The 26,542-nt window shown below is 40.2% G+C and carries 25 protein-coding genes; 16 read left to right on the forward strand and 9 right to left on the reverse strand.

All coding sequences use genetic code 11. The features are described from left to right. Positions 1–91: 91 nt before the first annotated feature. Complete coding sequence (gene hpaB / locus ACFPZG_RS15125; RefSeq protein WP_283734392.1) at positions 92–1,543, reverse strand: 4-hydroxyphenylacetate 3-monooxygenase, oxygenase component; 1,452 nt, start codon at positions 1,541–1,543, stop codon at positions 92–94. 194 nt (positions 1,544–1,737) lie between these two features. Between hpaB and ACFPZG_RS15130 the strand changes: the two genes are divergently transcribed. After that, positions 1,738–2,163 (forward strand): ferritin-like domain-containing protein, encoded by a 426-nt coding sequence (locus ACFPZG_RS15130; RefSeq protein WP_317940816.1) that lies wholly within the window; start codon positions 1,738–1,740, stop codon positions 2,161–2,163. A 178-nt stretch (positions 2,164–2,341) separates the two neighbouring features. Here the strand turns inward: ACFPZG_RS15130 and ACFPZG_RS15135 are convergent, their stop codons facing one another. From ACFPZG_RS15135 to ACFPZG_RS15150, 4 genes are all read right to left on the reverse strand, one after another. Further along, complete coding sequence (locus ACFPZG_RS15135) at positions 2,342–3,058, reverse strand: hypothetical protein (protein WP_283734391.1); 717 nt, start codon at positions 3,056–3,058, stop codon at positions 2,342–2,344. After that, complete coding sequence (locus tag ACFPZG_RS15140) at positions 3,055–3,930, reverse strand: ATP-binding cassette domain-containing protein (protein ID WP_283734390.1); 876 nt, start codon at positions 3,928–3,930, stop codon at positions 3,055–3,057. The genes ACFPZG_RS15135 and ACFPZG_RS15140 overlap by 4 nt, the downstream gene beginning before the upstream one ends. Next, the gene (locus ACFPZG_RS15145) at positions 3,927–4,295 is read right to left on the reverse strand and encodes a GntR family transcriptional regulator (protein WP_317940815.1); all 369 of its coding nucleotides are present in this window, start codon (positions 4,293–4,295) and stop codon (positions 3,927–3,929) included. The genes ACFPZG_RS15140 and ACFPZG_RS15145 overlap by 4 nt, the downstream gene beginning before the upstream one ends. A 174-nt stretch (positions 4,296–4,469) precedes the next feature. Next, positions 4,470–5,369, reverse strand: a complete 900-nt coding sequence (locus tag ACFPZG_RS15150; protein ID WP_317940814.1) for a DMT family transporter — start codon at positions 5,367–5,369, stop codon at positions 4,470–4,472. A 196-nt stretch (positions 5,370–5,565) separates the two neighbouring features. On the opposite strand from ACFPZG_RS15150, the gene ACFPZG_RS15155 reads away from it, so the two are divergent. Both ACFPZG_RS15155 and ACFPZG_RS15160 read left to right on the forward strand, forming a co-directional pair. Continuing rightward, positions 5,566–6,321 (forward strand): NRDE family protein, encoded by a 756-nt coding sequence (locus ACFPZG_RS15155; RefSeq protein WP_317940813.1) that lies wholly within the window; start codon positions 5,566–5,568, stop codon positions 6,319–6,321. Between the two features lie 256 nt (positions 6,322–6,577). Beyond that, positions 6,578–7,561, forward strand: coding sequence for a tRNA dihydrouridine synthase (locus tag ACFPZG_RS15160; protein WP_283734388.1), 984 nt, complete (start codon positions 6,578–6,580; stop codon positions 7,559–7,561). A gap of 271 nt (positions 7,562–7,832) precedes the next feature. On the opposite strand, the gene ACFPZG_RS15165 is transcribed toward ACFPZG_RS15160, so the two are convergent. Then, positions 7,833–8,027 carry a hypothetical protein gene (locus ACFPZG_RS15165; RefSeq protein WP_381427804.1) on the reverse strand — a complete coding sequence of 65 codons (195 nt, stop codon included), beginning with the start codon at positions 8,025–8,027 and terminating at the stop codon, positions 7,833–7,835. A 367-nt stretch (positions 8,028–8,394) separates the two neighbouring features. Here ACFPZG_RS15165 and ACFPZG_RS15170 point away from each other — a divergent pair, with 367 nt between their 5' ends. The 8 genes from ACFPZG_RS15170 to ACFPZG_RS15205 all read left to right on the forward strand — a co-directional run bounded on the left by ACFPZG_RS15170 (position 8,395) and on the right by ACFPZG_RS15205 (position 15,906). Beyond that, a complete protein-coding gene (locus ACFPZG_RS15170; RefSeq protein ID WP_317940812.1) occupies positions 8,395–9,786 on the forward strand; it encodes a phospholipase D-like domain-containing protein in 1,392 nt (463 codons plus the stop codon). 90 nt (positions 9,787–9,876) lie between these two features. Further along, positions 9,877–10,926 carry an SDR family oxidoreductase gene (locus tag ACFPZG_RS15175; protein WP_317940811.1) on the forward strand — a complete coding sequence of 350 codons (1,050 nt, stop codon included), beginning with the start codon at positions 9,877–9,879 and terminating at the stop codon, positions 10,924–10,926. 122 nt (positions 10,927–11,048) lie between these two features. After that, positions 11,049–11,798 (forward strand): class I SAM-dependent methyltransferase, encoded by a 750-nt coding sequence (locus ACFPZG_RS15180; RefSeq protein WP_283734385.1) that lies wholly within the window; start codon positions 11,049–11,051, stop codon positions 11,796–11,798. Between the two features lie 302 nt (positions 11,799–12,100). After that, entirely contained in the window at positions 12,101–12,856 is a 756-nt protein-coding gene (locus ACFPZG_RS15185) for an AAA family ATPase (protein WP_381427861.1), read from the forward strand. Between the two features lie 214 nt (positions 12,857–13,070). Beyond that, on the forward strand, positions 13,071–13,586 hold the full coding sequence (locus ACFPZG_RS15190; protein ID WP_283734384.1) for an RNA polymerase sigma factor: 516 nt from the start codon (positions 13,071–13,073) through the stop codon (positions 13,584–13,586). Further along, a complete protein-coding gene (gene lepB / locus ACFPZG_RS15195) occupies positions 13,567–14,688 on the forward strand; it encodes a signal peptidase I (RefSeq protein WP_283734383.1) in 1,122 nt (373 codons plus the stop codon). Before ACFPZG_RS15190 ends, lepB begins: the two co-directional genes overlap by 20 nt. A gap of 77 nt (positions 14,689–14,765) precedes the next feature. Beyond that, on the forward strand, positions 14,766–15,032 hold the full coding sequence (locus tag ACFPZG_RS15200) for a YqhV family protein (RefSeq protein WP_381427809.1): 267 nt from the start codon (positions 14,766–14,768) through the stop codon (positions 15,030–15,032). Between the two features lie 235 nt (positions 15,033–15,267). Further along, positions 15,268–15,906: a 2OG-Fe(II) oxygenase gene (locus ACFPZG_RS15205; protein WP_317940809.1), complete on the forward strand. Its 639-nt coding sequence runs from the start codon at positions 15,268–15,270 to the stop codon at positions 15,904–15,906. Between the two features lie 48 nt (positions 15,907–15,954). On the opposite strand, the gene ACFPZG_RS15210 is transcribed toward ACFPZG_RS15205, so the two are convergent. Then, on the reverse strand, positions 15,955–17,760 hold the full coding sequence (locus ACFPZG_RS15210) for a S9 family peptidase (RefSeq protein WP_317940808.1): 1,806 nt from the start codon (positions 17,758–17,760) through the stop codon (positions 15,955–15,957). A 107-nt stretch (positions 17,761–17,867) separates the two neighbouring features. Beyond that, positions 17,868–19,013: a metallophosphoesterase gene (locus ACFPZG_RS15215; protein ID WP_317940807.1), complete on the reverse strand. Its 1,146-nt coding sequence runs from the start codon at positions 19,011–19,013 to the stop codon at positions 17,868–17,870. A 182-nt stretch (positions 19,014–19,195) separates the two neighbouring features. Between ACFPZG_RS15215 and ACFPZG_RS15220 the strand changes: the two genes are divergently transcribed. Both ACFPZG_RS15220 and ACFPZG_RS15225 read left to right on the forward strand, forming a co-directional pair. Next, positions 19,196–20,509, forward strand: a complete 1,314-nt coding sequence (locus ACFPZG_RS15220; protein WP_283734377.1) for a transglutaminase domain-containing protein — start codon at positions 19,196–19,198, stop codon at positions 20,507–20,509. Next, on the forward strand, positions 20,510–21,019 hold the full coding sequence (locus tag ACFPZG_RS15225) for a hypothetical protein (protein WP_283734376.1): 510 nt from the start codon (positions 20,510–20,512) through the stop codon (positions 21,017–21,019). It begins immediately after the preceding gene. Between the two features lie 95 nt (positions 21,020–21,114). On the opposite strand, the gene ACFPZG_RS15230 is transcribed toward ACFPZG_RS15225, so the two are convergent. Further along, positions 21,115–21,357, reverse strand: a complete 243-nt coding sequence (locus ACFPZG_RS15230) for a hypothetical protein (RefSeq protein WP_283734375.1) — start codon at positions 21,355–21,357, stop codon at positions 21,115–21,117. A gap of 503 nt (positions 21,358–21,860) precedes the next feature. On the opposite strand from ACFPZG_RS15230, the gene ACFPZG_RS15235 reads away from it, so the two are divergent. From ACFPZG_RS15235 to ACFPZG_RS15245, 3 genes are all read left to right on the forward strand, one after another. Then, positions 21,861–23,048 (forward strand): HD-GYP domain-containing protein, encoded by a 1,188-nt coding sequence (locus tag ACFPZG_RS15235; RefSeq protein ID WP_283734374.1) that lies wholly within the window; start codon positions 21,861–21,863, stop codon positions 23,046–23,048. A gap of 125 nt (positions 23,049–23,173) precedes the next feature. Beyond that, complete coding sequence (locus ACFPZG_RS15240) at positions 23,174–24,346, forward strand: peptidase (RefSeq protein ID WP_283734373.1); 1,173 nt, start codon at positions 23,174–23,176, stop codon at positions 24,344–24,346. Between the two features lie 136 nt (positions 24,347–24,482). Then, the gene (locus tag ACFPZG_RS15245) at positions 24,483–26,531 is read left to right on the forward strand and encodes a catalase (RefSeq protein WP_317940806.1); all 2,049 of its coding nucleotides are present in this window, start codon (positions 24,483–24,485) and stop codon (positions 26,529–26,531) included. Positions 26,532–26,542: the final 11 nt, after the last annotated feature.

The raw sequence follows: 26,542 nt of genomic DNA on the forward strand, positions 1-26,542 counted from the left end.
AGTGTTTTATTTGAAAAGGTAAAAAGACTGTAGCAAACATAAAATGTTTGCCTACAGTCTATTTTTTATTAACTCCAACTTTGGAGTTCTGTTACCCTTCTCTTTTTAGATGTAAGAAATCACTAACTACCTTTACAAATTCATCTCTTGGATACTTCTTATATAAGTCGCTTGCTAATCGAATCGGGTCGCCAAAAAAGTATCTCTCATATTGGGTTTGCCTTGTTCCAAATGAACTCATTGTCAGATCCCAAGCTAAACGAAATATTTGTACTCGTTCCTCCGCTGTCTTCGTTGCCCCTTTAAGATAAGAATTTAGGTCCTTTCTAATACTAGAATGAAATGATTTTTCGGTTGGCAATGCAATCATTCCACTCGCTCCAAGCAGCTGGATAATTTCAGTAAAACGAGGGTAGATTTTAGGAAAGATGTTACCAGCAACTTGAAGCGGGAAAATTTCTGGCCTCATAAACCCCCATTCATCTAATTCCGCGTTATTCTCCGCTTTCTCCAATAAGGCTTTCATCGTTTCTAAACCAATGATGATTTCCGACATCTTTTCTTGGATATGTTGATATCCGCTAATATTAATCGTTTCGATAAGAAGTTCAGCAATCCCTAAGATGAACTCTGTTTTTACAATTTGTCTAGTCAACACTTGGTGCTTAGCAAAAGGATGGAACGAGCTTTGAATAGGGAATTCTTCGGCTACCTCCGCATTGTTGTAATAAAATACCCTGCTCCAAGGTACCAATACATTGTCAAAGACAACGATAGAATCCATTTCTTCAAACCGCGAGCTTAATGGATGATCAAAAGAAGATTGGCCTCCGATGAATGTATCCCGACAAATAAACTTTATTCCTTTCGTGTTAGAGGGGATAGAAAAAGCAAAAGCTTCATCTTCATTAAATAGAAATTTACCTACACTAAATACTAAAACTTCATCTGTTAGCCCCCCTTGCGTAGCTAGAAGGCGGGCGCCTTTAACGAAAATTCCTTCTTCATTTGTAGCAACAATTTTTGCAGCGATTGGCTCATCGGTATTTTCAATGTAAATTTGAGAACGGTTCACTTGCGGCGAAATAAATGTATGTGTAAACGACAAGTCATTTTCCCTGGCAAATTCATAAAAAGCTTGTAGATTATTTGGAAAACAATTTTCCTTATTTTTTAAAAAGGGTACTGAAGAAGCAAAGCTCGTCAAAACTGTGTTCAAATAATCTGGACTTCTTCCCATGGTACCCATTGAATACTTAGCCCAATGTTCAGTCATTTTTCTTCTTCTAATTAAGTCCTCTTTTGTTTTCGGCTGCAAATAGGAAAGACCAATCATTTCTCCTGAAACTGGAGAGATGAATGTCATTTCATCTTTTATTTCCGGGTCATGCTGCAAGTCATAAAGAGCCGCTTTCGACTGAATAAGTCCCTTAAAGGCAGGATATTCAGAGAGCGGCCCCTCAATTTTTTCACCGTCATACCAAATTTCATTATTTAGCAGATTTAATCGGGTAATATAGTCATTTCCATTAATAGCGCCCATGTTTCACTCCCCAATGTTAATCGATATGTAATAAGAAGTGTTCGATCATAGAATTACTGTATGTGAAGTGAGCATGCTAATATTCCTTCTTTGACGAATGGCCAACCATGAGAAGTTCAATGACCTTTTCTTCAATTAGACAAGGTCCAAAATAGGAGGGTTGCCCATAGACTAAGAGTGGAGGTGAAAAAAGAGTGAATCAAAGTTCCATGCAGACTTCTACGAGTACAGAAGTCTTAAATGAAATATTAAAAGCGATCGATGGTGAGTACACTGCAATTGCCTGCTATGAGTTATTAGCGAACCAAGCTCCAAATGACGAGATGAAAAAACGCATTCTTGAAATCAGAAATGATGAAATTAGACACTACACAACCTTTTGGTATCTTTATATTTCGTTAACAGGTAAGCAACCTTCTCCCAAAATGACAAGACAATGTCCTTCCGATTTCAAAAGCGGAGTTCTTGCTGCATTCAAAGATGAACAAGAAACCGTTGACTTCTATCACGAAGTCGCGAGAAGTACCGATAACCCAATTGTTAGAGACGCTTTTACACATGCCTCAGCCGATCAACAAAATCATGCGGTTTGGTTTTTATACTTTCTGAATAACCTGTAATACCGATAGCTAGCCGAATTTCATGTCGACTAGCTTTTTTCTTAATTCTTTAATGGAAAAAGCATGCAAGGAGTCCTCTTTTGATTTTTGATAGTCCGAAATAAATAAAAAATGAAAGTCGACAACTGTTGTTTAGTCGACTTTCATTTTTTTGTCTCTTTATATTTCTCTTCTATTATTACTTTTTAGACCTAACCGCTAACGGCGCATTTCGCATAATCGGATATGTGATTAACAATGCAATCAGACTAATCGTAACCACAAAAAAGAATATCGCTGAGTCACTCAGATCCTGGGCAACTACCCATTTCCAAAATGAAAAGTTGATCAGTCCGCTGTATTGCAAAAGCGTACTGACGATTATCAATACAGTCATCCAAATGACACTTCTTTTCAAACCGAGTCGATGATAGATTGCATAAAACAGAAAAGCGAAGGAGAAAAGAAAAATTCCTACCATGAAATCCATTAAAAAATAGGATAGAAAAGTATACTCCCGATGTAAAAAGGTTCCTGGATGCAGGATGTGAGCCGCTACATTCCATCTCTCATAAAATGTTAAGAGAATCCATTGAAAGACATTTAAAATAAAGGTGACAACAAGGACACTTGCCAACCCTATTGCATAAAACGTTTTCAGCAAATTGGTCCTTGTACTTCCCATTCCGATTGCGACAGGGAAAATGGTTTTGAAGCTATTCACGGCAAACAGCATAATGAAAAAATAGGTTGGTCCTGAGATAGCAGCGATCACCTCTTCACCTAAGTTAAAGAAATATCCAACGGTTAACCAGACTAATAATATAGGGATTGTAATATACAAAATCAGCAGCTGTGCGAAGGCAAATCGTGCATCTTCATAAACAATCCTGAATGTCCCGCTGTTTATGTTCATTGGGCCACCTCAATTCGTTTTTCTGTTCGATTTACTAAATAATCATGCAGGGAGGCTGGTTCAATCGTTAGACCATTGGCCATTGCAAAATGCTTCCATTCACTCGTAAACGGCTCATCAAGCATGACTTTCATTTTCGTACCTATTACTTGTTGCTCCAACACAGTATGCGACTGGATAATCGTTGAAAAAGCATCCTTCTCCCCGCTTAACCATATGCCTTTTTCCCGCATCGTTTCCATTGGTTCATGGAAGAGAACGTTGCCATCATGAATCACGACCAGCGCTTCACATAGCGTTTGAATTTCTTCGATATTATGTGAGGATAATAAAATAAGCCTTGGATTCTCTTCATAACTATCCAATAATACTTTGTTAAATTTCTTTTGCATCGCAATATCTAACCCGTTTGTAGGTTCGTCAAGTATCGTGATATCTGCATTGCTGGCCATACCGATGATGAATTGCAGCGCCGATTTCATACCTTTAGATAGCCCAGACACATGTTTCTTTTCATTCAAATTAAAAATGGATAACAGCTTTTTCGCAAAATCCATATCAAAATTCGGATTGTAATAATTACCAAAACGTAATGCATCTTTTACTTTCCACATCTTACTGAATGGATGATCTTCTTGCATATAACATAGATGATTATTTGTTCGATCATCGTTATAAGGGGTAAATCCTTGTATATTGATCTCACCCTGATTTGGTTTTAAATGGCCGGCTAACAACTTCATGAGGGTTGTTTTCCCAGAACCGTTCCGCCCCCAAAGTCCAACGATGACTTTCTCATGCTCTATCAAAGAAAAGTCATGCAATACGTCGGTTGTATGATATCTGAAATGAACTTGATTGACTTCTATCATGATTGTGCCTCCTTTTCAATTAATTGGATGATTTTTTGGACATCCATCCCCAAGCGAGCCCCTTCCTCTAACAAAGGGGTTATATAATTCTGTCGAAATTGTTTCTGGCGTTCCTCTACTATTTTCTGATAAGCTCCTTCACTTACAAACATACCGATACCTCTTTGTTTATAAATAAAAGCATCATCCACTAAAGTTTGAAGCCCTTTTCTCACGGTTGCACGATTAATAGTGTAAAAGCTGGATAATTCATTTTCAGAGGGCAATTGTTCTCCTTCTTTTATATGACCTTCCACGATTTCATTTAATATAATTTGTGCAATTTGTAGAAAAAGTGGTTGATTTTCATCTAATGATGGCTTCAACGTTTCACCTCCAGATTCATCGGCATGGTTACTTGTATACTCGACTATACAAGTATATTATATGTCAATCTTGTTGTAAAGATACACAAAAATAGCCCTGTGAATTCGATTGAATTCACAGGGCCATTTTTCTTTCTCCACATATCTTCGACTCATAACCATAACGAAAGCCTTCTAAAATTTCTCCAATCCCTCTCCTTGCCCATCTATAACCCCCCTTACCTTAGCCGTCCAATTCACCATGAAGATGCCGATGAATATACATACACCGCCAAGTAATACGTTCCACTTCATCGTTTCATCCAAAAATAACGACCCTGTAAGAACGCCGAAAAATGGGGCTAAAAACAAGAATGCACTTGTTTTGCCAGGGTCGCCTTTTTGGAGAAGGTAAAACCACACTGCAAATTGTACAATGGAAGCCATTAATGCCAGCCATAAAAGAATAGTGATCGATATGGCGTTAATTTGAAACGAAGGCTTCTCCAATAGAAAACTTCCGACGAACAGAATCAGACCACCAATCAACATTTGATAAGCCGTTAAAATCCACGTATTGATTTGAGGCCCCCACTTTTTAATCAGCAGCGTGCCAATAGCCCATGAAATGGCTGACAGTATACCAAAAAGAGTTCCTATTTGAACGTCCATTTGCGCGCCTAAAGTAATGAATACGCCTACAAAACCCAAAATAACACCGGTCCATTGCCGCCAATTATACGTCATTTTCATGAAAAACGTTCCAAATATGACAACCAAAAGTGGGTTCGTAAATGTTAATATAGATGATTGCCCCGCTGTGATTGTTCGCAAACTGACGAAAATACATCCCATGACACATGCTGTTTGAAAGAAACCGATCAGCGCTATTTTTATCCAATCCGACAACTGCTTAGGATGAACGATTCTTAAAGATTTCACAATAACCGCCATAATGACCCCTGCTATAAGGAACCGTAGTGCAACCAACATGATTGGTGTAGCATATATCAATCCGATCTTTCCGATTGTAAAGGCTGAGCCCATTAAAGATGTTGTTAAGATGACAAAAAATCCAAAAAGCCACTTATTCATAAGGGCAGTCTCCTTCGTCCCTCATTGCTGAAAATTGGTAAAGTTCTTAAATCGAGTATAACACTTTAGGCCGTCTGAAGTCCCGCACTCAAATTATCGGTCGCTCACCGTTAACGAGAAGATACTCAATTTCTTTAATTCTAGTCCGAAACCTCAATAACAATGTATACTTTTAGAAAGGAGAAGTGATGTTGTCATGTGTTTGATTAATTTCCATGTCCATGATCATCCGATCTACCACTTGGTCGTGGCTGCGAACCGGGACGAGTTTTACGAGCGACCGACTGCACCGGCGCATTTTTGGGTGGATAAGCCTGATTTATTGGCGGGCAGGGACTTATCGCAAAAAGGAACATGGCTCGGCATTACTAAATATGGACGATTTGCTGCACTGACCAATTATAGAGATCCTTCTGAACAGAAGAAGGACGTTCGGTCTCGCGGTGAAATCGTGACTGATTTTCTCGAATCCGATATAACAGCCGCTGAGTTTCTGAAATCTTTACAACAGAAGCGTTCGGAGTATGCGGGTTTCAACGTGATTGCCGGTACTGCGGATGAGTTGTTTTATTACTCGAATATCGAAAATGATGTGAAGAAGATATCACCTGGGACACATGGGTTGTGCAATCATTTTCTCGACACGCCATGGCCGAAAGTCGTAAAAGGGAAAGCGAATCTACGGAAGCTTGTTGAACAAAATCGTGTAATTCAACCTAATGAACTGTTTGATTTACTGCAAGATGCCGAGCCGTTTCCGGAAGAGCAACTTCCAAATACGGGGGTCGGTGAACAACTCGAACGGGTGCTATCTCCCCTATTCATCAAATCCGAAGGGTATGGCACTCGCTCCTCAACAGTCCTGCTCATTGATCATGAAAATAACATCACTTTCGTCGAACGGACGTATCGAGAAGGAGAATTCGTGGAAGACCGTACGTTCAAGTTTTAAATAGACCTTTGCAGGGAAAGAATGGACCCTTGCGAGAAAGAATGGACCCTGACAGGGAAAGAATGGGCCCTTGCGAGAAAGAATGGACCCTTGCGGTGAATGAATGAGCTCTTACCGCAAATAAACGATCCCTCCGAATAATAAAAGATTTCGCGGTATAAGGTAGTTTTTTTTAGGAATGTATCAGTGCATTAGGCTATAAAAAGTGATACTATTTGATGAGCAAAGGATTTTCCATGCAACAGGAGGATACAAAATGAGTAACGAAGATAATTTTTGGCTTGATCTACCGAAGCCGTTTTTCATATTAGCACCAATGGAAGATGTCACAGACGTCGTGTTCCGTCACGTCATCAGTGAAGCAGGACGACCTGATGTATTTTTCACCGAGTTTACGAATACAGAAAGCTATTACCATCCTAACGGAAGAGAAAGTGTTCGCGGCCGTTTGATGTTCACAGAGGATGAACAGCCAATTGTCGCTCATATTTGGGGCGATAAACCTGAGTACTATAAACAGATGAGCATCGATATGAAAAAACTTGGTTTCCGCGGCATCGATCTCAATATGGGCTGCCCGGTACAAAACGTAGCGGCAAACGGAAAAGGTGCCGGATTAATTCGACGCCCCGAAGTTGCAGCTGAAATCATCCAAGCTGCTAAAGCAGGTGGATTGCCGGTTAGTGTCAAAACAAGGCTCGGCTATATTGAAATCGACGAATGGCGCGATTGGTTACGACATATCTTGGAGCAAGACATTGCAAACCTGTCCATTCACCTTCGCACAAGAAAAGAAATGAGCAAAGTGGATGCACACTGGGAACTGATTCCTGAAATTAAAAAGTTACGGGATGAAGTCGCTCCAAATACTTTGTTAACGATCAACGGCGATATCCCTGACCGTGCAACAGGGTTAAAATTAGTGGAGCAATACGGCGTTGACGGTGTCATGATCGGCCGTGGCGTTTTCACAAATCCTTTTGCTTTTGAAAAAGAACCAAAGGAACATAGTGTGAAAGAATATCTCGATTTACTGCTATTGCAATTGGACTTGCATGATAAATATTCAACTGAAGCAGAACCACGTCCATTCAAACCACTTCTACGCTTCTTTAAAATCTATATTCGTGGATTTAGAGGCGCTGCTGAGTTGAGAAACGATTTGATGAATACGAAAACGACGGATGAGGTCCGACGCATGTTGAAGGAAGTTATGGAGAAGGAACTGGATTTAAATTGATCATAAAAAGAGGTTGAAAAATGAGTTCATTTTTCAACCTCTTTTACTTTTTCTTTGTAAAGGTACCTGTGCACGACGCATTTATGACAATTCAACACATTGTATAAAAACATCTGAACTAACTACACAAAGATTGATACACGTGTATTTCCACTTCTTTTTCATGTATATTCGATGAATTTTCTTGATTGTGTGTAGCACAGGTACCTTTACATTTTTCGACAAAGAAAGCCCTGCACATCTTATTTGATGTGCAAGGCCAGTTTAGTTCTTAACTATATTTATATCTCGTCCATTTTCTTACATCACCAGCAATTACGTCTGCGATTAACTTCCCTGCATCGGCATCTAAAGTCGTTATTACGGTTAATATCTCTGTCTCGATCAACTTCATTGCGACGCATAAAATCGTTGAATCGATCAATATCATTGCGTCGACCAAATTCATTACGACGATCAAATTCATTGTCAAATCTGTTATCCCGTTCAGACCTTACTCTACGGCACTCACAAATTAAATCTACATCTCGTCTGCGTCTATTATTGTCAAAGCACATATGTTTTCACCCCAATCATCGCATAATAAGCTGGCCAGCTCTTACCTTAATATATGGATGAGTGAATCAATTGGAATGGACAAACAATATAGTTATAGAATCTTTATTTAAATTGTATTGTAAAGGTGCCTGCGCACTACACACAAAAACCCACCATTCTTTGATAAAATGTAATTAGTTCTTAATTGAAATGATGTGAAGGATTAATTAATTTGGGTACCTGTTTTGGGGTACCTATTTTATTTACCACAAAATAATACAGGAGGTATTCATGATATGCCTAACACCTTAAGCAACACCCTTTTTACGGTTCCACCACCTTCAAGAACATCGTACCCGATACGTTCAGGTAATCTTCTTCGACCACTTATTGACGGGGAACCCGCATTTCGCCGTGTTTGTGAGGCAATCGAACAAGCAAAGCAGAGTGTTTGGGTTACCGTCACTTTCATGTGGGCAACATGCCAGATGCCTGACGGTAGAGGCACTCCGCTCGATGTTCTGAATCGGGCAGCTGACCGCGGATTGGATGTGCGTGTAATCTTTTGGCGTCCTGACGCTGAGACCGCATCATTGAAAACAAATGCATTCTGGGGAGCTCCGGGGCATTTTGATAAGTTAATTGAAAGCGATTCATCAATCCGAATTCGCTGGGATCGAGCGCAGCCCGGCTATTGTCAACATCAGAAAAGCTGGCTGATTGACGCAGGCACTTCATCGGAGACGGCATTTTTAGGAGGCATTAATCTGAATCCGAATTCTGTAGTCTCCCCCGGCCATCAAGGCAAAGGGCAAAACCACGATGTATACGTGGAACTTAAGGGGCCTTCGTGTGTCGATGTCCACCATAATTTCGTACAGCGTTGGAATGAATCAAGCGAAAGAAATCTGACTGACGGACATTGGAAGGCTGATCGCAATCACGATCTACCCTTCCCTACCGCTATTCCTGAGGAAAAAGGAAAGGCACTCGTTCAGATTCAACGGACGATTCATAGCGGCCGGTATGTGAATGGGCAAGCTTCACCTAACGCAAATGATTTTGACATCGAGGCCGGTGAACAATCGAATTTCGAACAATATTGCACTGCGATTAAAGCTGCACGCAGCTCGATCTATATGGAGCATCAACATATCGACGTTCCTGAAATCGTCTCGCACTTGCGAGATGCCTTACAACGTGGCGTAGAAGTAGTAGTGGTCTTGCCCGCTGAAGGAACAATGACTGAGGAATTGGCCTCCCTTACCGCTTTCAATAACTTTACAATGGCGGGCATCGCTGGATTAGGTGATGACGGCAAGAGGCACCCGGTTTGGATTCACTCCAAACTGATGCTTGTTGACGGTGAATGGGGAACTGTTGGCTCATGCAACCTCCACCGTTTTTCGCTTTTCGGCAACTGCGAGATGAATGTTGCTTTTTGGGATCAAGAGATGGCGCAGACACTACTTTCCGAACTGCTTCAAGAGCATATAGATTACGATGTTTCCGAACTGGACCATCTCACCGCATTGTGGCTTTTCGCAAAGACAGTCCATGACAATCGACGACTCTATGAAGAAGGAAATTTGAGCTATCAAGGGATTGCCTTTCAACTGCTTCCAACAGCTTCGGATGACCCCGTACATAATAAACTGATTTATAGGGATAGAACGGTGTTTGAATAAATTTAATGCGAATTGCCCTGAAGGGTTTTATCAATGGAAACTCGAAATTATTACTATAGTAAGCCATTAATAAACTTGGGGGGAAAATGTATGAAGGTGCTTATTTTGGGAGGAACTCGTTTTTTAGGTAGAGCTTTGGTTGAAGAGGCTTTGAAACGAGGACATGAGGTCACTTTGTTTAATCGCGGGAACAACTCTGACGTGTTTCCTAATGTGGAGCAGTTGACCGGGGATCGAAATGGGGATGTGTCGCAACTTGAAAATCGAAAATGGGATGTCGTTATGGACACATGTGGAATGACCCCGATTCAAATCAAAAAAATTGCTGATGTGCTTAAGGATAACGTCGAGCATTTGACGTATATCTCAAGCATCTCCGTTTATCCAGATTGGATTCCCCTCAATATTGCGGAGGATTATCATGTGCATTCCATTCCGCCGGAAGATGTTTTGAAGAAAATCGAAAAGGGAGCCGTATCCCCTTACGAATATTACGGTGGGATGAAAGTGGCTTGCGAAGTGGAAACCGAAAAGCATTGGCCAAATCAGGTTTTGAATGTGCGAGCCGGGTTGTTAGTCGGTTCATATGACTATACGGATCGTCTCCCCTACTGGGTTCAGCGTGTAGCGCAAGGCGGAACTGTGTTGGTCCCGGGCCGTCCGGATCGTGCTGTACAATTCATTGATGTAAAAGATATGGCGGCGTGGGCGTTAACTATGGCGGAAAATAGGAAATCGGGAACGTTCAATGTTACGGGGCCAGGTTATGAATTAACGATGGAAGAGTTTCTGAATACATGCAAAGCCGTCACAGGAAGTGATGCCGAATTCGTCTGGGCAGATGAACAATTCATGATGGATCAAAAGGTGCAACCATGGACGGAAATGCCTTTATGGATTCCCGAGGAATTCGCGTTAGGAGGTGCATCCGAACCGTGGAAAGGCAGTTCATTTATCAGTATAAAGAAAGCTGTCGAGGATGGACTTTCCTTCCGCCCACTTGAAGATACAATCTCCGATATTTACCAATGTGTGCAAGCAAGACAGGACGAAGATTGGAAAGCTGGAATTTCACGGGAACGGGAGCAGGAACTCCTTGAGGCTTGGCAACCTGCTAACAAACAATCGGAAGTATTCTAAAAAGTCAGTTGCAAACCCTCCTCCCCCTGTGTACAATGGTGGCGAGAGGAGCGATTGCATAATGGGCATAAGGAATTTAAAGCACCACCTGTAATGAAATAAAAATTACAGGAGGAATTTACATGACGACAAACCAATGGGTCATCCCCTTTTACCAAAAACAATTTGAATGGTTACAAGATATAGAAGATGAAATGACAGGCTACATGCAAAAAGAAGCTGATACGATTGAAGAGCAAATCGGAGTAAAATTCAAATCGATGCTCGATATTGGAGCTGGCATCGGCAGTATCGCACGGACTTTAGACGCGCGGGGCATTGCAATGACGACGCTGGAATTAGTTCCTGAATTGGTCGAAGCAGCTAAACGTCGTTCATCAAAAACAATTGATATTCATTTAGGCGATTTCTACACACACGAGTTTGCCAAGCAATTCGACGTCGTGAGCTATTTCGATGGCTTCGGCATTGGTTCAGACGACGATCAACTTACACTTCTGAAACGAATGAAAAACTGGGTGACAGATGACGGCACCATAATCATCGATATTTACAACCCGAATTACTGGCGTAACATTGCAGCTGGTAAAGCAATGAAAATCGATGTTGCAGAGAGGATCTATTCATTCGACGAAGTTGGCTGCCGAATGGTGGATAGCTGGTGGCACAAGGAGAAGCCCGATGAAATTGTCACACAATCGCTTCGTTGTTATACAATCGATGAAATAAGCACTATGTGCAATAAAGCAGGATTAACAATCATCGGTATCTTTCCAGGCGGAGCCATGGATTTCGACAATGGGGCATACGTGGAAACAGCAACGTTGTCCACTTGTCTTTCCTATCGGATTAAATTAAAAAAGAACCTTTAACCTGGCGCATTAAGTGATTGAAATCTGCAGGTTCCCTAACGGGGCAATAATCCATCCGATTCGAATTAACACCTCGGGGATGGATTATTTTTTATGTTTTTTTCGGGGTACCTTAAGGTTTCACCGTTTTTTATATGCAAGAACTGTAAATATTTTCGATTGTTTGTTACACAGCCTTCACAATTATAATTCCCTGAAAAACAAGGATTTCCCTTATCAATAATAGAAATATGTAGGTATACAAAAATAAGAGATATGAAGATTTACACCTTCTAAAAGACAGGAGTGTTTATCAGTTGGCAATTTTGAATTCAAATTCCCAATACATAAGAGCCGTGCGCCTGAAGCACGAAGGGATACCGCACGGAATATTTCCGTTCACCCTTCCATTCGTCCGTAACTTGCACGAATTAGAGCTTCATCCGAACATCACATATGTAATAGGTGAAAACGGGATGGGTAAGTCTACGTTGCTGGAGGGAATCGCGATTGCTTATGGATTTAATCCTGAAGGTGGGACATTGAATTTTAACTTCTCAAGTTTTAATTCCCACTCGAAACTCGATGAGCATATTCGTCTTGTCAAGGGGACGGAACGGGCGAGGGATCATTTTTTCTTCCGAGCAGAGACGTTTTATAATGTGGCTACGAATATCGAGGAGCTTGACCAGCAACCCGCATATGGACCGAGGATCATTGATTCGTTCGGAGGTGTATCCCTTCACGAGCAATCTCACGGTGAGTCCTTTTTTGCTGTGTTCCGGGAACGGTTTAGGGGGAACGGCTTATATATTTTGGATGAACCCAAGGCTGCACTGTCCCCTTTTCGGCAAATCGCATTGCTTGCGCGGATCAATGAACTTGTAACGGAAGGGTCCCAGTTCATTATATCCACTCATTCACCCATTATCATGGCCCACCCACTCTCCAAAATTATTCAGATTACAAAGGACGGAATTGATGAAACGAAGTTGGAGGAAACGGAGCATTACTCCATCATGAAGCAGTTTTTCGACGACCGGGACCGTTTGTTGTATCATCTTTTTCAAAATGAGTAATGGAAATGTGGCTGTTGCTCCCTGACATTTTCTCGAAAGTAACAATCCTGCTTACTCGGACGTTAGCAGTGAATTGTTACTTTTTTTACTGCAATGGTTTTATTGTCCGGAATGTTCTACTTTTAATTAAGATAAAAATAGTTATTCAAACCTTAACGTTACCAATTCTCATAGATTGTGTCTAAGTAGTAGTAGATAAAGAGAGGTGAGCGATTTGTCCGGTGAGAGTTGGTTTAATGAATATGTTGACGCCGTCTACAGCTATATCCTGATGCTTGTGAAGGATTCCCATACCGCTGAAGACCTGACTCAGGAAACATTTGTGAAAGTACTTGCAAATGAACAGCAGTTCAAGGGGGACTCCTCCGTCAAAACATGGATTTTCCGGATTGCATACACAACAACGATGAACCATTTTAGAAAGAAGAATCCTTTGACGTATTACTTCGATGTGCACGTACTTGATTCCCAGAGGCATAATGCTTCCGCAGAAGAAACCGTACTTCTGAATACACAGCATAAACAATTTTACGAGGCGCTCAATCGATTGAAAAAGAGCTATCAGCAAGTAATTATTTTGCGGAAAATCCAAGGGTTTTCCACGAAAGAGGCATCATCCATCCTCAATTGGTCGGAAGGAAAAGTGAAGATGAGTTTACTAAGGGCACTACAAGCATTCAAAAAGGAATTGGAGAAAGGTGGTTTTTCGATTGAAACATTTATCAGATGAGAATATCTCAAAAGAATTGGAACAGCTTGGCGAAGCATTTCGGCCTTCTTCCGTGCAAAAAGAAAAAATGCACCGGTATATTTCCACTCAGACACGTCCGAAGAAACCGTTTCATGTTCGTAAATTGCTTCCGACTCTTCTCTCGGTTATCGTTTTATTTTCGGTAGGCTTCGGTCTGTATATCGGTCTTGGGGAATCCGAGTCGGCGAATGTTACGTCCTCTTGGGATCAATTAGCAATGCAACAATTAAGCCACACGAGTGCCACAAATTACACACTAATATTTGACGGATCTACGCTGACGATTGAGGATTATTATATTAATAATCCCGAATTAGCGGCAATGTTTACTTTTAAATTTAAGGAACCCCTATTAGTGGCTGGCACGTACGAAAATTACACCGTAAAGCAAAAAGGGGATACGTTTACAATCAAGGTCAGTGGAGAAGGTGGATTCACTTACAAATTGGAGAAAAAGGGTCCACGAATCTTCGTCGGTGAAGACGGTATTGAATTCCATACCTGGAGATATTTGGAAGAAGTAATTAATGATATGACCACCCCTGAACGTTTGGATATTGCGACACAGTCAGAACACACATTTTTAATTGAATGGGGCTCGGATACAATGGATCGAGGAGACCATGACTTCGAAACCCACGAACACGGTAAGCTTGTCGTTTCAACCGATTTCAGCGAACTTAAGCGTGGGCAGCCGGTCTACTATCATATGCCCCCTTCTGAAATTGCAAAAAACTCGGCTATTCCCGAAATGTATATCGGTAGAGTTGTCGGTTTACCAGGTGAAACTGTAGAAATTAAAGGCGGTCAAGTGTATATTGACGGGAAAAAGCTCGATACGTTTTACGGAAAAGCAACAGTGCGGGGCATGGGTGAAGAAGAATATTTTAGGACGGCTCCTAAAAGAAACCTTGCACAGTCCTGGAGGGACTATTTCAATATGGATGTGGCAGCTGTCACTGTGCAGGAAAACACAGTCTACCTCTTAGTTGATCATTGGTGGCGCGGCACGGATAGCCGTGACTTCGGACCTTTGCCGATCGAGAAAATTGAGGGTATCATACTTGGGTATGAAAAGTGAATTTTTGTCGGTACCTTAATGATTCCGACACGACTTTCATATAGTAGAAAAAGTCTTGTAGGAAAAGAGGCACCTGATTGATAGAAAAAGCATTGTTAATGATTATTGCTTTACGGATTTTCTCCGGCAGTGTGGATATCGCCGCCGCCCTGTTGATGTACAAGTTCAATGATTTGGAAAAGGCTTTTTACATCAACACATTATTGGCTCTTGTCGGACCTTGTATATTGATCATCACCACCGCCATCGCATTATTCGGTCTTGCTGAAAAAATCTCTCTCACACGGATGATTTGTCTTTTTGCTGGAATCACGCTAATTCTTATCAGTTTGAAATCTGACTAAAAACCTATTAAAAACAGCCATTGGAATGAATATTGTTCCAATGGCTGTTTTTAATCGTATTATTAATATTTTCGAAAAAAAGTTATTTTACGACAAATCAAATTACGTGGTAAAATAAATTGAATTTAATTCCAAAAGGAAGTGTAAACCCTACAACAAGAACCGTTAACAATTAAACCCATTACCCAAAACCGTATTTGTTTTGAAAATTAAACAGTTTAAGAGGTGTTTTAAGTTGATAACGGAGTATAAAGACCAAACTATATTTAATCACGTTGGAAGTAAGATTATTACAGATAGAGAGATTGACATAGTCGCTAGATTAGAGGAGCCATTGATAGTTGTTTTAGGAAATGTGTTAAGTGCCGAAGAGTGCGATGAACTGATCAACTTATCTAAGGACAAAATGGACCGTTCAAAGATTGGAACGACACGCGAAGAAAATGAGGTAAGAACAAGTAGCAGCATGTTTATTGAGGAAAGCGAAAACGAATTTGTTGTTAGAGTCGAAAATAGAATCTCAATTATTATGAATATACCTATTGAGCATGGAGAAGGCCTTCAAATCCTTCGGTATACTCCAGGCCAACAGTATAAAGCTCATTATGATTTCTTTTCATCAACAAACAAAGTGATAAACAATAATAGAATTAGTACGCTCGTTATGTACTTAAATGATGTTGAGGAAGGTGGAGAAACCTTCTTCCCCAAGATGAATTTTTCAGTATCACCTAAAAAAGGTATGGCAGTCTACTTCGAGTACTTTTACAACGATCAAAATTTAAACGAATTAACTTTACATGGTGGAGCGCCAGTTATAAAAGGAGAAAAGTGGGTCGCAACACAGTGGATGAGAAAACAAAAAGTAAGGTGAAATAGTAAAAACTCCAGTGCCTTTATGCTGCACTGGAGTTTTTTATACTTACAAATACGTATCCAAAAATTCTCGGATGGCGCGATAGCCTTTAATTTGGTTTTCGCGTTTTGTAAAGCCATGTCCTTCATCTTCAAAAATGATGTACTCAACAGGAACGCCATTTTCCTTTACCTTTTCGACGATATCATCAGACTCGACTTGCAACACTCGCGGGTCATTTGCGCCTTGCAAAACGATGAGTGGCTTGTTAATCTTTTCAGCATGGAAAAGAGGCGAAATACTACGGATATATTCGGTCTGCTCATATGGATCGCCAATCTTTTTGTATAACAATTCACGCGCCGCTTCCCACCATGGTGGAATGCTCTTCAGCGTTCGCTCCCAGTTGGATACCCCAAATATATTGACCCCGACTTCGAACGAATCAGGTTGGAATGCAAGTGCAGCAAGCGTCATAAAACCGCCGTAACTTCCCCCGATAATCCCGATTCGATTTTCATCGATCCGCCCTGTCCCAATTAAAAACTTCTTCCCTTCAATACAATCGGCCAAGTCCACTTCACCATGTTTCAAATCGGCTGCCTTGAAAAATGTTTTCCCGTAACCAGAACTCCCCCGGTTATTTACTGCAAGTACCGCATAGCCGTGGTTCACCAAATACTGGATCATCGGGCTGAAATCGACTGTCGACTGGCCACCTGGACCACCGTGCACCCAAATAAGTGCGGGCGCCTTTTCACCATCTTCAAGATGAGGCTCATAATAAATTGCAGGGATTTCAAGTCCGTCGAATGAAGGGTAATGAACAACCTTCGCATTCACAAGGTCATTCTCGTCAATTTCAGGATTAAGAGTATCCGTTAAGCAACTTAATTCCTTTGCTTCAAAATCGTAGACATACAGATTAGCTGGAGCTGTTGAGCGGTTTACTAAAAACGCCATATACCGTTCGCTTTTGGAAATGGACAACCCGCTAATTTGGCCTTCCGGGAAATTTGCTATCTCAACAGACTCCCCTGTTTCCGATTCGATAACTTTCACTTCGATTTTCCCGTCATTATTTACATAATAGTAAAGGTATTTATGATTAGGGGAAAAGCGGGCAGTTAAGATATCCCAGTTTTCTTTCGCGACAACCTCGCTGTTTCCTGACGTGAGGCAAAGTCGTTTTACGTACTGAAACTCATGGTCTTCATCTGTCAGATAGTATAAATGAGCAGAATCCAAGTCAAATGCGACTGGTTGATATTGAACATCACCATCATGTTCCGATAAATGTTTTACACCATCTTCTTCTGTGTAGATAAACATATCCGAATCATTCGATGTCCGCGGCTTGTGTAAGGCAATATATTTTTTATCATGTGAAATCGCTGAAACATAATAGCCTTCTTCATTTTTAAACAATAAAGTTGGTTTTAGCGATTCAATATCCATTTCATACAAATCCATAAAACGCGGATCCCTTACATTTGATTCATAGAAAAAATGCTTATCATCCCGGCTCCAACGTTGAAACTCCGCTTTTTCTTCTTTGCCTGGAGTAAGATCGACACTTGTCCCATCTTCTGCTTGCATATATAGATGTGTTATTTCATTCCCGCCTTGATCACTTCTGTACATAAAATTACGTCCATCGGGAAAATAACCAACCGGTATCATAAAATTATCCTGTGAGTTCGTTAATTGTTCGACATCGTTTCCTGTACGGGATACTGCATACGTATTGTAGACACCCGAGCTATCACTACCAACTAAAATCTTTTCGTCATCCGGGGATATCGATACCCCTACAAGCCTTTCACAACTGATGAATTGTTCAATAGAATACTTTTTCTTTACACCAATCATTTCTTCGCCCCTTTTCCCTTTTTCAAACTACACCCCACTAATATAGTAAACTATTTAGACTACTATGACAAATTTCAGTACAAGTCATTAGCATTAATTATCTGCATTTATCTACGCAAATTGATGCTTACAATTTCATTATTCGTTCCAACTCGCATCGGCATCCCCCAGGTCCCGACGCCCGATGATACGATAACATGCGGACTGGTTGCGTTCTTTTGATAATGTCCATAATCTACTTCAAAAATTGCATTTGTTATTAAGCTGCCCGGAAATAGTTGCCCTCTATGCGTATGACCGGCAAGCAATAGATCGATTTTGTCTTCATATAATTCAAGTTTGGATGGTGTGTGATCCATAACAATAATAGGTAAATCTATATCATTAATCGACGTTAAAATTTCCATTATATCTTTCCGTTGTAACCCACCGAAACCTCCTATTGGCGATGGATCTACCCTTCCGACCAATATAAATTTGTCATCAATAATCACATGTTCATCATTAAGAAGCGTTATATTGCTTTTCTCAAGGAAGCGAACCATTTCATCAAAGGTATCTCCCCCATCATGATTTCCCAAGCTAACATATACACCATATTTTGTCTTAATATTTTTTAGTAATTCAATGGCTTTTTCAGGATTTTTAATTGCGTTATAATCGTCGTTAAATAGATCTCCAGCTATCGTAACAATCTCGGGTTCAAGTAAATTTATATTCTCAACTATGCTTTCAAGACGTTTTTCGGAATTAACAGCACCGAGATGCAGATCGCTTATCAAGACCATATTGATGTCTTCCGGTAAACGATCCCCTTCCATTTGAATATCGTAGGAAACATGTTTAATCTGAGTTGCATTATAGATGCCATAGCTGACGATGCTTGTAGTAAGTAAAAACACCGCCAAGCCCGCATAAAGATGGATACTTCGCGGCATAGGTTTTGGAATTAATTTCAACAGACTTCCAATAAATAAAATCAAGTTGGCCATGAGAATAAATAGGAGGAGATATGCAAAAACCCCCATCCAATAAGCGCTAATCCAACCTAATACACTCTTAATGCCTGAAGGTAACGGTAAAAAAGCGAGTATGATAGAAGAAGCGATGAATATGTAAATACCTGTGTACAGCTTTGGCTTTATATTAGGAAAAACCAAACGAAGCCATTGATAGGTTTTTCTTGCGATATAATAATTTGCACTTCCATAGATAGAAATAATAATGATAAAAGCGAAAACCACACCAACCATAGCAGCACTCCCCTTCCGTACAACATTTTTCCTCTAATTTCATATCCCATTTTAACAATTTTTTCTTTATTCTGCCAAGTAATCTTACTTTCCAGCCTTATAGTATATATAATTGAAATAAACAAGAAATTTTAATCTGATGGACGGTATAGATAATGCCTTATCTGGAAGGGGGAAAAGTCATGTTTATGAAAAAAATGTATTTACTCTTCGTTTTGTTAGTGTTAGTCGCCTGCTCAAATGATCCGCCAATTGGTGAAGTGAAACATACAGAAGAGAACAAACAACATATTGATGTGGATGAAGACGCGTGGGAAAATGACTTCACATATACTCCGGAAGGTCAGGAGGCAGGATTATCAATTCTTATACCGACTACAAGTATGTTAAACGCTAGTCGGACGTTTACACTTACTGGAATGGTTGATCCTGCCAAGATTAAACATGAGGAGATTTTGATCGAACTCAAGAAGGATGGGTACCTTTGGAAGGATGTCCTTTTAGTTGTAAACGGTGAATTCACGTATGATATCCCTCTATTTTTCGGTAAAGGTATTCATGACTTGGTTGTCTATGTTCCAGATAAGGAGTATGACGATTATTTTCAAGTCGGAACTTCAATGCAAATCGACAATGGCTCCGACTATTGGGACGACATCCATTATAGCCCGACTTATGTTACGCGCGGTATCAATTTTGAATCCCCTTCCACTGGAGGCAACGAAGCCAACTTAACTTATCGTATTAAAGGATCCATAGATATGGATGCGCAAGCTGCAAAAGAGACAACCCATTTAGTAGTAACAACAAGTAAAAATGACGATTATGCGGATTACATTATTCCCGTCGAGGATTATAAATTTGATGATGAAATCTATTTACGATTTGGACCGGGAAAATACTTTGTGACTGTGGGTGTCGCAAAAAAAGAGGAAACAAATCGTGCAATCCCTGTATATAATCAGGTTGCACAATTCATAGTGGAAAACACTTCCGCCGAAGATCTCCGTGATTTATTGCCATCTAGAGGAGTTCAATCCGATGCACCTGAAATCATTGCCCTTTCAAATGAACTCATAAAGGATTCAATGTCGGATCGTGAAAAGGCAAAAGCGGTTTACGAATATACAGCGAAAACAATTTCTTATAATACCGGGAAACTATATTTCATTGGCAATCAATGGGACGATAGCGCCTTAAAAACGTTAAAATTCAAAACAGGGATTTGTGTAGATTTTGCTTACCTTGCCATTGCCCTACTTCGTGCAGCCGAGATGGAAGCAAGGTATGTAGTAGGAACTGCAGGATTCGGAGATGATCGTGAAGGACACGCTTGGGTGGAAGTAAAAGTGGATGGTGAATGGCTAACAATGGATCCTACATGGGGCTCTGGATATATCGACTACGGCCGTTTCGAGCCCGAGTATACGGAGGATTATTTTGATCCTACAGAAGAAGTATTCAGCAGTCATGTAAAAGAAGGTGTGGCTTATTAAGTGATAGTTTCGTTAGGAGGGATTCGTATTAAAAGATATATTCCTATTTTGTTATTACTGCTTTCTGCATTCGTCTCTGCATGTAGTCAAAACGTAGAGGATACGGAAGAGTATTACGGGTTTATTGGCGGTGGCAAAGCAATGGGTTATGAGTTCACCATTACAAAAGAAGAACTTGGCTCCTTCCTTTGGGAGATTGGTTATAAAGGTGATCTAATTGTACTTGAAGAAGACGAAAGTAATATTGACGATTTGCTAAGTTATGCGAATGCTATACATGATGTGGAAGCAACGTACTCAACAGTCTTTTATTCAGTAATCTACTTTTTGCTTGTTGCGGCGATTTTCTTGTTTCTTTTCGTGAAGAATAGAAAAGTCCTAAAAAGTGGAGGTGCCATCGCTATTGTTCTTGCAGGCGGAATTTCATTGTATTTTGCACTTGATACATCAATAGACTTGAACAGAGCAATGCAAGAAGCAAAACTTTATTATTTGAGGTTAGTTGAGTGAGTGTGAAGAAAGCGGGCGGTGTATGTCAATCAAAAAGAGGTTGAAAAACGATATCATTTTTCAACCTCTTCGAGTTGTTGTAGTTGAATTCCAGCTTATTTATTGTTTTTGATATAATCCATGCCTTGATCTGTGATTGCTAAAATTAGATGGTCCGTGCCTTGCCCGCTATCTGTCGCATACCCCGCTTCAAGAAGGTGATCAATCGCTAACTTGCTGTTTAGATCAGCATTCAACATTGCTTTCGGTAAGTTATAACTTCCACCGTTAGTGGCAAAGTGATAGTCATAAAGACTTTGCAAAAGTACATCTGATAGTTTCTTTACTTCTTCATTCATCAAACAAATCTCCCCTTTCTATTCCCCATTCTTCAAAAAGCTGCAATATCCCTCTATTATTTCGCTTTTGTTAAGGTACCTGTGCATGAAACATTCATGTTTATTCAGACAATATGTATGAGTATGCGTAAAAAAATTATAAAGAGCGATATAGAAGGTTTTCAATTTAATATTTATACAATTGTAGTGAATAAACTAAATAGTGCCCTGCACAGGTACCAAAAAAACCATTACCAAATATTACCACGTTGCCTATAGTACTGAATAAAAGTATACTATGTCACGTGACATGAATTATCAAATCAATTAAACTATTAAAACTGAATTGCGGGGGATCCGGGAAACAAGTTATACTATTATCTATCGGTGATGGGCAAACACTTCAGATTTACGATTAATTGCCGATAAGAGAATGGATAAAGTAAAATCTATTACGAAGGAAGCTAAATCACAATGAAATATTTAAAACATCATCTTACGGTCATACATATAGGGGCAGAAAAATGAAAAATACGTCTTTATTACAAGAAGAAAAAAGAGCTACTGTTATATTCTTATGGTTATTTTATATTGTATTTTTCTTATATGATATTTTTTATTACAATCTTTTTCCTTTATTACCATGGATGGCGGATGCCGTACCTGATACAGTATGGTATTTTTTAAGTTTCATTAAGCATTTAATCATGATCAGCTTGATCCCTGTTACGATCTATTTCTTTAGAAAAGGCAATCCAGGGAAGGCAAAATATATTGTCGTCATTGCTTATTTAGTAACGAACCTTGTATCGGATATATATTATTACTTTGGCAAGGCAGAATCCTATTCAAGTGGGAACCTCGTAGAATTAATTATTATATTATTTTCACCTATTTTCATTAATAAACGATTTTTTTATCTCGTTACATCTGGAGTAATCCTAAAATACATATTGGTAGGCTTATTCATACAAGATCCTGTCATATTATTTCCAGTTATCATTGTCATCGTATTATCAGGGATTGCTTACATCCTTCTTTCTCGAATCTTAAATTACGTGAAAGCATTAAAGTTCTCCTATGACGAGCAACTGGTTGGAATGGTAAAGGGAGTTATCGCCACATTGGAGTTAAAAGATCCTTATACGCGCGGACATAGTGAGCGTGTGGCTGAATATGCAATGAGTCTTGCAAAGGCAACGGGGAAAGTAAATGAATCCGAATTAAATTCATTTTATTATGCATGTTTATTACATGATATAGGAAAAGTTAATATTCCTGATGCAATACTGGCGAAACATGGTAAACTAACAGTGGAAGAATATGATGTTATTAAAACCCATCCAGTTGTTGGGGCAAAAGCAATTGAAGATGTCGAAGGAATTGCTGATCATATCGCCGTCGTTTATCACCACCATGAAAGATGGGATGGCAAGGGCTATCCAGCAGGACTCGTAGGGGAAGAAACACCTTTTGTTGCCAGGATTACAGCTGTTGCTGATGCCTTCGATGCAATGACTTCAACAAGGTCCTATCGACCGGCGCTTCCTTATGAAGAAGCTTATAAGCGAATTTTGGATGGAAAAGGATCCCAGTTCGATCCTGAATTGGTGGAAGTTTTTAAACAAGTGTTTCCAGATTGGATAACAATCTCTAAACAATATTTTAAAAATCATACACCAAAGGAGGGGCACAAACATGAAAATCCGTAAACTTAAACAAGTTAAAGTAACATGCTGGTGGTGTTTCCTATTTCCAAAATATTAAGGAATCCGACAAATGGGATGCTATCGTGAATAGCATCCTATTTTCATTTTAATAGGCGGTGGTGTTTGGTTTGAAGATAACGTTACAATCACAATTCACGCTTTATCCTTTAACCATTCGAATAGATAAGAAGAATTATATCGTTGAAGAACCTGTTTCTGGTGATTTTTTTGAAATGCCAGCGATTTGTATTGATGCAATTGAAAGGATAAATAGTGGCCAAACTTTAGGTGAAATCGAACTAATTCTACGGGAAAACTATCCGGATGAAGACGTCGATATGATGGAATTTGGCGGACAGCTTATCGATTTAGGTTTAGTTCAAGAGGTAGATGGAGAGAAAATCCCTCAGAAAAAGGAAATCCAGAAAACAGGTGGATTTACGTGGATCCCTTCATCTGTTGGACGATTCTTTTTCAATGGGTTTTCGAATAAAATTTATATCATTTTATTATTAATCAATATTTCACTTATCGTGTGGAATCCTAAGCTATTCCCCCATTATCAAGATATATTTTTATTCGATTCGATGATGTTGAATATCATCACATACATGCTGATATCCCTCGTATTAATCATCATTCATGAGTTCGGACATATTTTGGCGATACGATCCTATGATTTACCGGCAAAATTAGGTATTGGCAACAGGCTTATCTTTGTCGTTTTTGAAACAGACTTAACTGCTGCTTGGAAACTGAAGCCAAGGCAAAGAAATATCTTATATTTTGCTGGAATGTCTTTTGAACAACTATGTATGTTAATCGCACTTTCAATACAACTTCTCTTTCCAGAAGCGAATGCTATTGTTATAGGTATTTTAGGTATAGTTGTCTTCGATATTTTCATAAAAACCTTATACCAATGCTGTTTCTACATGAAAACGGATGTCTATTATTTTGTTGAAAATAGTACAGGATGCTATAACTTGATGGAAAATGGGAAACAGTATTTAAGCAAATGGCTGCCATTTTTGAGAAGTGATTCGACTGATACAGAGGCTTTCGATGGAGAGCAAAGAGTTGTTCGTATGTATAGCGTATTTTATCTCATTGGCATTTTATTAACGCTTAGTCTGATTGTCTTTTACTTCCTACCCCAGGCTTATTATGCGTATTCACAAGTATTCTCGAATTTGCTTTGGTCTACGACTCCATCAGCCTTTTGGGATGCCATAGCATTTCTTGGACAAACAGTCATTCTGTTAGGGTTATTCATATACTCTAAATTTAATAAAGGATGAAGTATCCACCACTTGAGTGAATACTTCATCTTTTTTTGTGTTTTTGGAGATCGGGACATTCATCCACTGCACTAAAGCCCATCCCCTTACATATTAATAGATATGGTGGGCTAAAAATCAGTTGAAAGGGGATTTCATGGAAAGAGGTAACAATCCAAAGGAAGAGCAGCTTGAACAGTTCAAGGTCAATAACTATGGAAAGAAAATGACAACAAACCAAGGGTTGAAAGTTTCTGATGATGAAAATTCTTTGAAGGCAGGCGTACGTGGGCCGACATTGTTAGAGGATTTCCATCTTCGTGAGAAGATTACCCATTTCGACCATGAGCGGATTCCAGAAAGGGTTGTCCATGCGAGGGGCTTTGCTGCTCACGGCGAATTTGAGTTGTTAAGATCCATGAAGGAATTTACAAGGGCGAAATTCCTTCAGGACGTTGGATCCAAAACTCCAATATTCATCCGTTTCTCAACCGTTGTCGGCAGCAAAGGATCCGCTGATACGGTAAGGGACGTACGCGGGTTTGCCATTAAGTTTTATACGGAGGAAGGAAACTTCGACCTCGTCGGAAATAATATTCCCATCTTTTTCATTCAGGATGCGATCAAGTTCCCGGATTTCGTGCATGCCGTGAAGCCTGAACCGCATAATGAAATTCCGCAAGCTTCATCTGCCCATGATACTCTCTGGGATTTTGTAGCAAATAATCAAGAAACTGCCCATATGATGATGTGGCTTATGTCAGATCGGGCCATCCCAAGAAGTTTCAGGATGATGCAAGGTTTTGGTGTCCATACATTCCGCTTTGTCAATGAGGACGGGAAAGCGAAATTCATAAAATTTCACATCAAGCCGCTTTTAGGTGTCCATTCGCTCGTCTGGGATGAAGCGCAAAAGATTGCCGGGAAGGATCCGGATTTCCATCGACGTGACCTTTGGGAAAACATAGAGCATGGAAATGTCGTTGAGTATGGAATCGGTGTACAGATGATCGATGAAAAAGATGAGTTCATGTTTGACTTTGATATTTTAGATGCGACGAAGATTTGGCCAGAGGAAATAGTGCCCGTCCAGATGTTTGGCAAAATCACTTTAGATCGGAATGTATCAAATGTCTTTGCAGAAACGGAACAAGTCGCAATGCATCTTGGCAATATCGTGCCAGGCATCGATTTCACGAACGACCCGCTCCTGCAAGGAAGATTGTTCTCATATTTGGATACCCAACTGCTTCGTCTTGGAGGACCAAATTTCGCCGAAATTCCAATCAATCGCCCGGTATGTCCGTTCCATAATAATCAGCGGGATGGGTTCAGTCGCCAACGAATCGATGTCGGGCAGGTCGCCTACCATAAAAATTCACTCGCTGGAAATACTCCGTCTACTTCCAGTTGGAAAGAAGGGGGCTTTGTCCATTACGCCGAGAAGGTTGAGGGACGCGTCATTCAAGCGCGAAGCGATTCATTCCAAGACCATTTTTCGCAAGCTCGTCTTTTTTGGAACAGCATGACGAAGCCGGAAAAGGAACATATTACAGATGCCTTCATTTTCGAAGTCGGGAAAGTGAATTCGGCAGATGTCAGGCAGCAAGTTGTCGATATGTTCGTCAATGTGGATGTGGGATTGGCAACGGCAATTGCTGATGCGGTTGGTGTCAATCGCCCGAAAGGTCAGCAAGTAAATGTTACAGCATCCTCTCCAGCCCTTAGCCAATCAAATACGCCAAGATATCCATACACACTCAGAGTCGGAGTGTTAATTGGCAGCGGGTTCAACGGTAATGAAGTGAAAGCAGTCGTCAATACATTATTTGAGAATGGCGTCGCAGTCGACATTGTCGGTGAGCATTTAGGCAGCCTTATGGGTGCCGATGGAGTGAAAGTCGTGTTAAATAAAACTTTCCTAACGACTTCGCCCGTCCTTTTCGATTCGTTATATGTTGTCGGCGGAAACGCTAAGAATCAAGCGAAATTCAAAAGCGATATTGAAGAATTTATCAATGAAGCATACCGTCATTACAAACCGATTGGTGTAGCTTCGACTGGGGAACCCATTTTCAACCAATCGATTGCGAAAATAGGACCTGGCATCGTAATCGCATCTCAGGCTGGAGCTAATTTCCCTGCTGATTTCATCCAAGCGATCACACAGCAGCGCTTTTGGGACCGTAATATCTATACCGAATGAAGGATTGAGCC

It is taken from the genome of Sporosarcina thermotolerans (assembly GCF_042658975.1).
Taxonomy (GTDB): domain Bacteria; phylum Bacillota; class Bacilli; order Bacillales_A; family Planococcaceae; genus Sporosarcina; species Sporosarcina thermotolerans.

Bases quoted from the DNA above. Each gene is read 5' to 3' on its own strand.
- ACFPZG_RS15155 (WP_317940813.1), top strand. From the start codon at position 5,566: ATGTGTTTGATTAATTTCCATGTCCATGATCATCCGATCTACCACTTG.
- ACFPZG_RS15150 (WP_317940814.1), bottom strand. From the start codon at position 5,369: ATGAATAAGTGGCTTTTTGGATTTTTTGTCATCTTAACAACATCTTTA.
- hpaB (WP_283734392.1), bottom strand. From the start codon at position 1,543: ATGGGCGCTATTAATGGAAATGACTATATTACCCGATTAAATCTGCTA.
- ACFPZG_RS15135 (WP_283734391.1), bottom strand. From the start codon at position 3,058: ATGAACATAAACAGCGGGACATTCAGGATTGTTTATGAAGATGCACGA.
- ACFPZG_RS15235 (WP_283734374.1), top strand. From the start codon at position 21,861: ATGAAAAATACGTCTTTATTACAAGAAGAAAAAAGAGCTACTGTTATA.
- ACFPZG_RS15230 (WP_283734375.1), bottom strand. From the start codon at position 21,357: ATGAATGAAGAAGTAAAGAAACTATCAGATGTACTTTTGCAAAGTCTT.
- ACFPZG_RS15175 (WP_317940811.1), top strand. From the start codon at position 9,877: ATGAAGGTGCTTATTTTGGGAGGAACTCGTTTTTTAGGTAGAGCTTTG.
- ACFPZG_RS15180 (WP_283734385.1), top strand. From the start codon at position 11,049: ATGACGACAAACCAATGGGTCATCCCCTTTTACCAAAAACAATTTGAA.
- ACFPZG_RS15160 (WP_283734388.1), top strand. From the start codon at position 6,578: ATGAGTAACGAAGATAATTTTTGGCTTGATCTACCGAAGCCGTTTTTC.
- ACFPZG_RS15210 (WP_317940808.1), bottom strand. From the start codon at position 17,760: ATGATTGGTGTAAAGAAAAAGTATTCTATTGAACAATTCATCAGTTGT.
- ACFPZG_RS15215 (WP_317940807.1), bottom strand. From the start codon at position 19,013: ATGGTTGGTGTGGTTTTCGCTTTTATCATTATTATTTCTATCTATGGA.
- ACFPZG_RS15170 (WP_317940812.1), top strand. From the start codon at position 8,395: ATGCCTAACACCTTAAGCAACACCCTTTTTACGGTTCCACCACCTTCA.
- ACFPZG_RS15165 (WP_381427804.1), bottom strand. From the start codon at position 8,027: ATGAATTTGATCGTCGTAATGAATTTGGTCGACGCAATGATATTGATC.
- ACFPZG_RS15245 (WP_317940806.1), top strand. From the start codon at position 24,483: ATGGAAAGAGGTAACAATCCAAAGGAAGAGCAGCTTGAACAGTTCAAG.
- ACFPZG_RS15140 (WP_283734390.1), bottom strand. From the start codon at position 3,930: ATGATAGAAGTCAATCAAGTTCATTTCAGATATCATACAACCGACGTA.
- ACFPZG_RS15220 (WP_283734377.1), top strand. From the start codon at position 19,196: ATGTTTATGAAAAAAATGTATTTACTCTTCGTTTTGTTAGTGTTAGTC.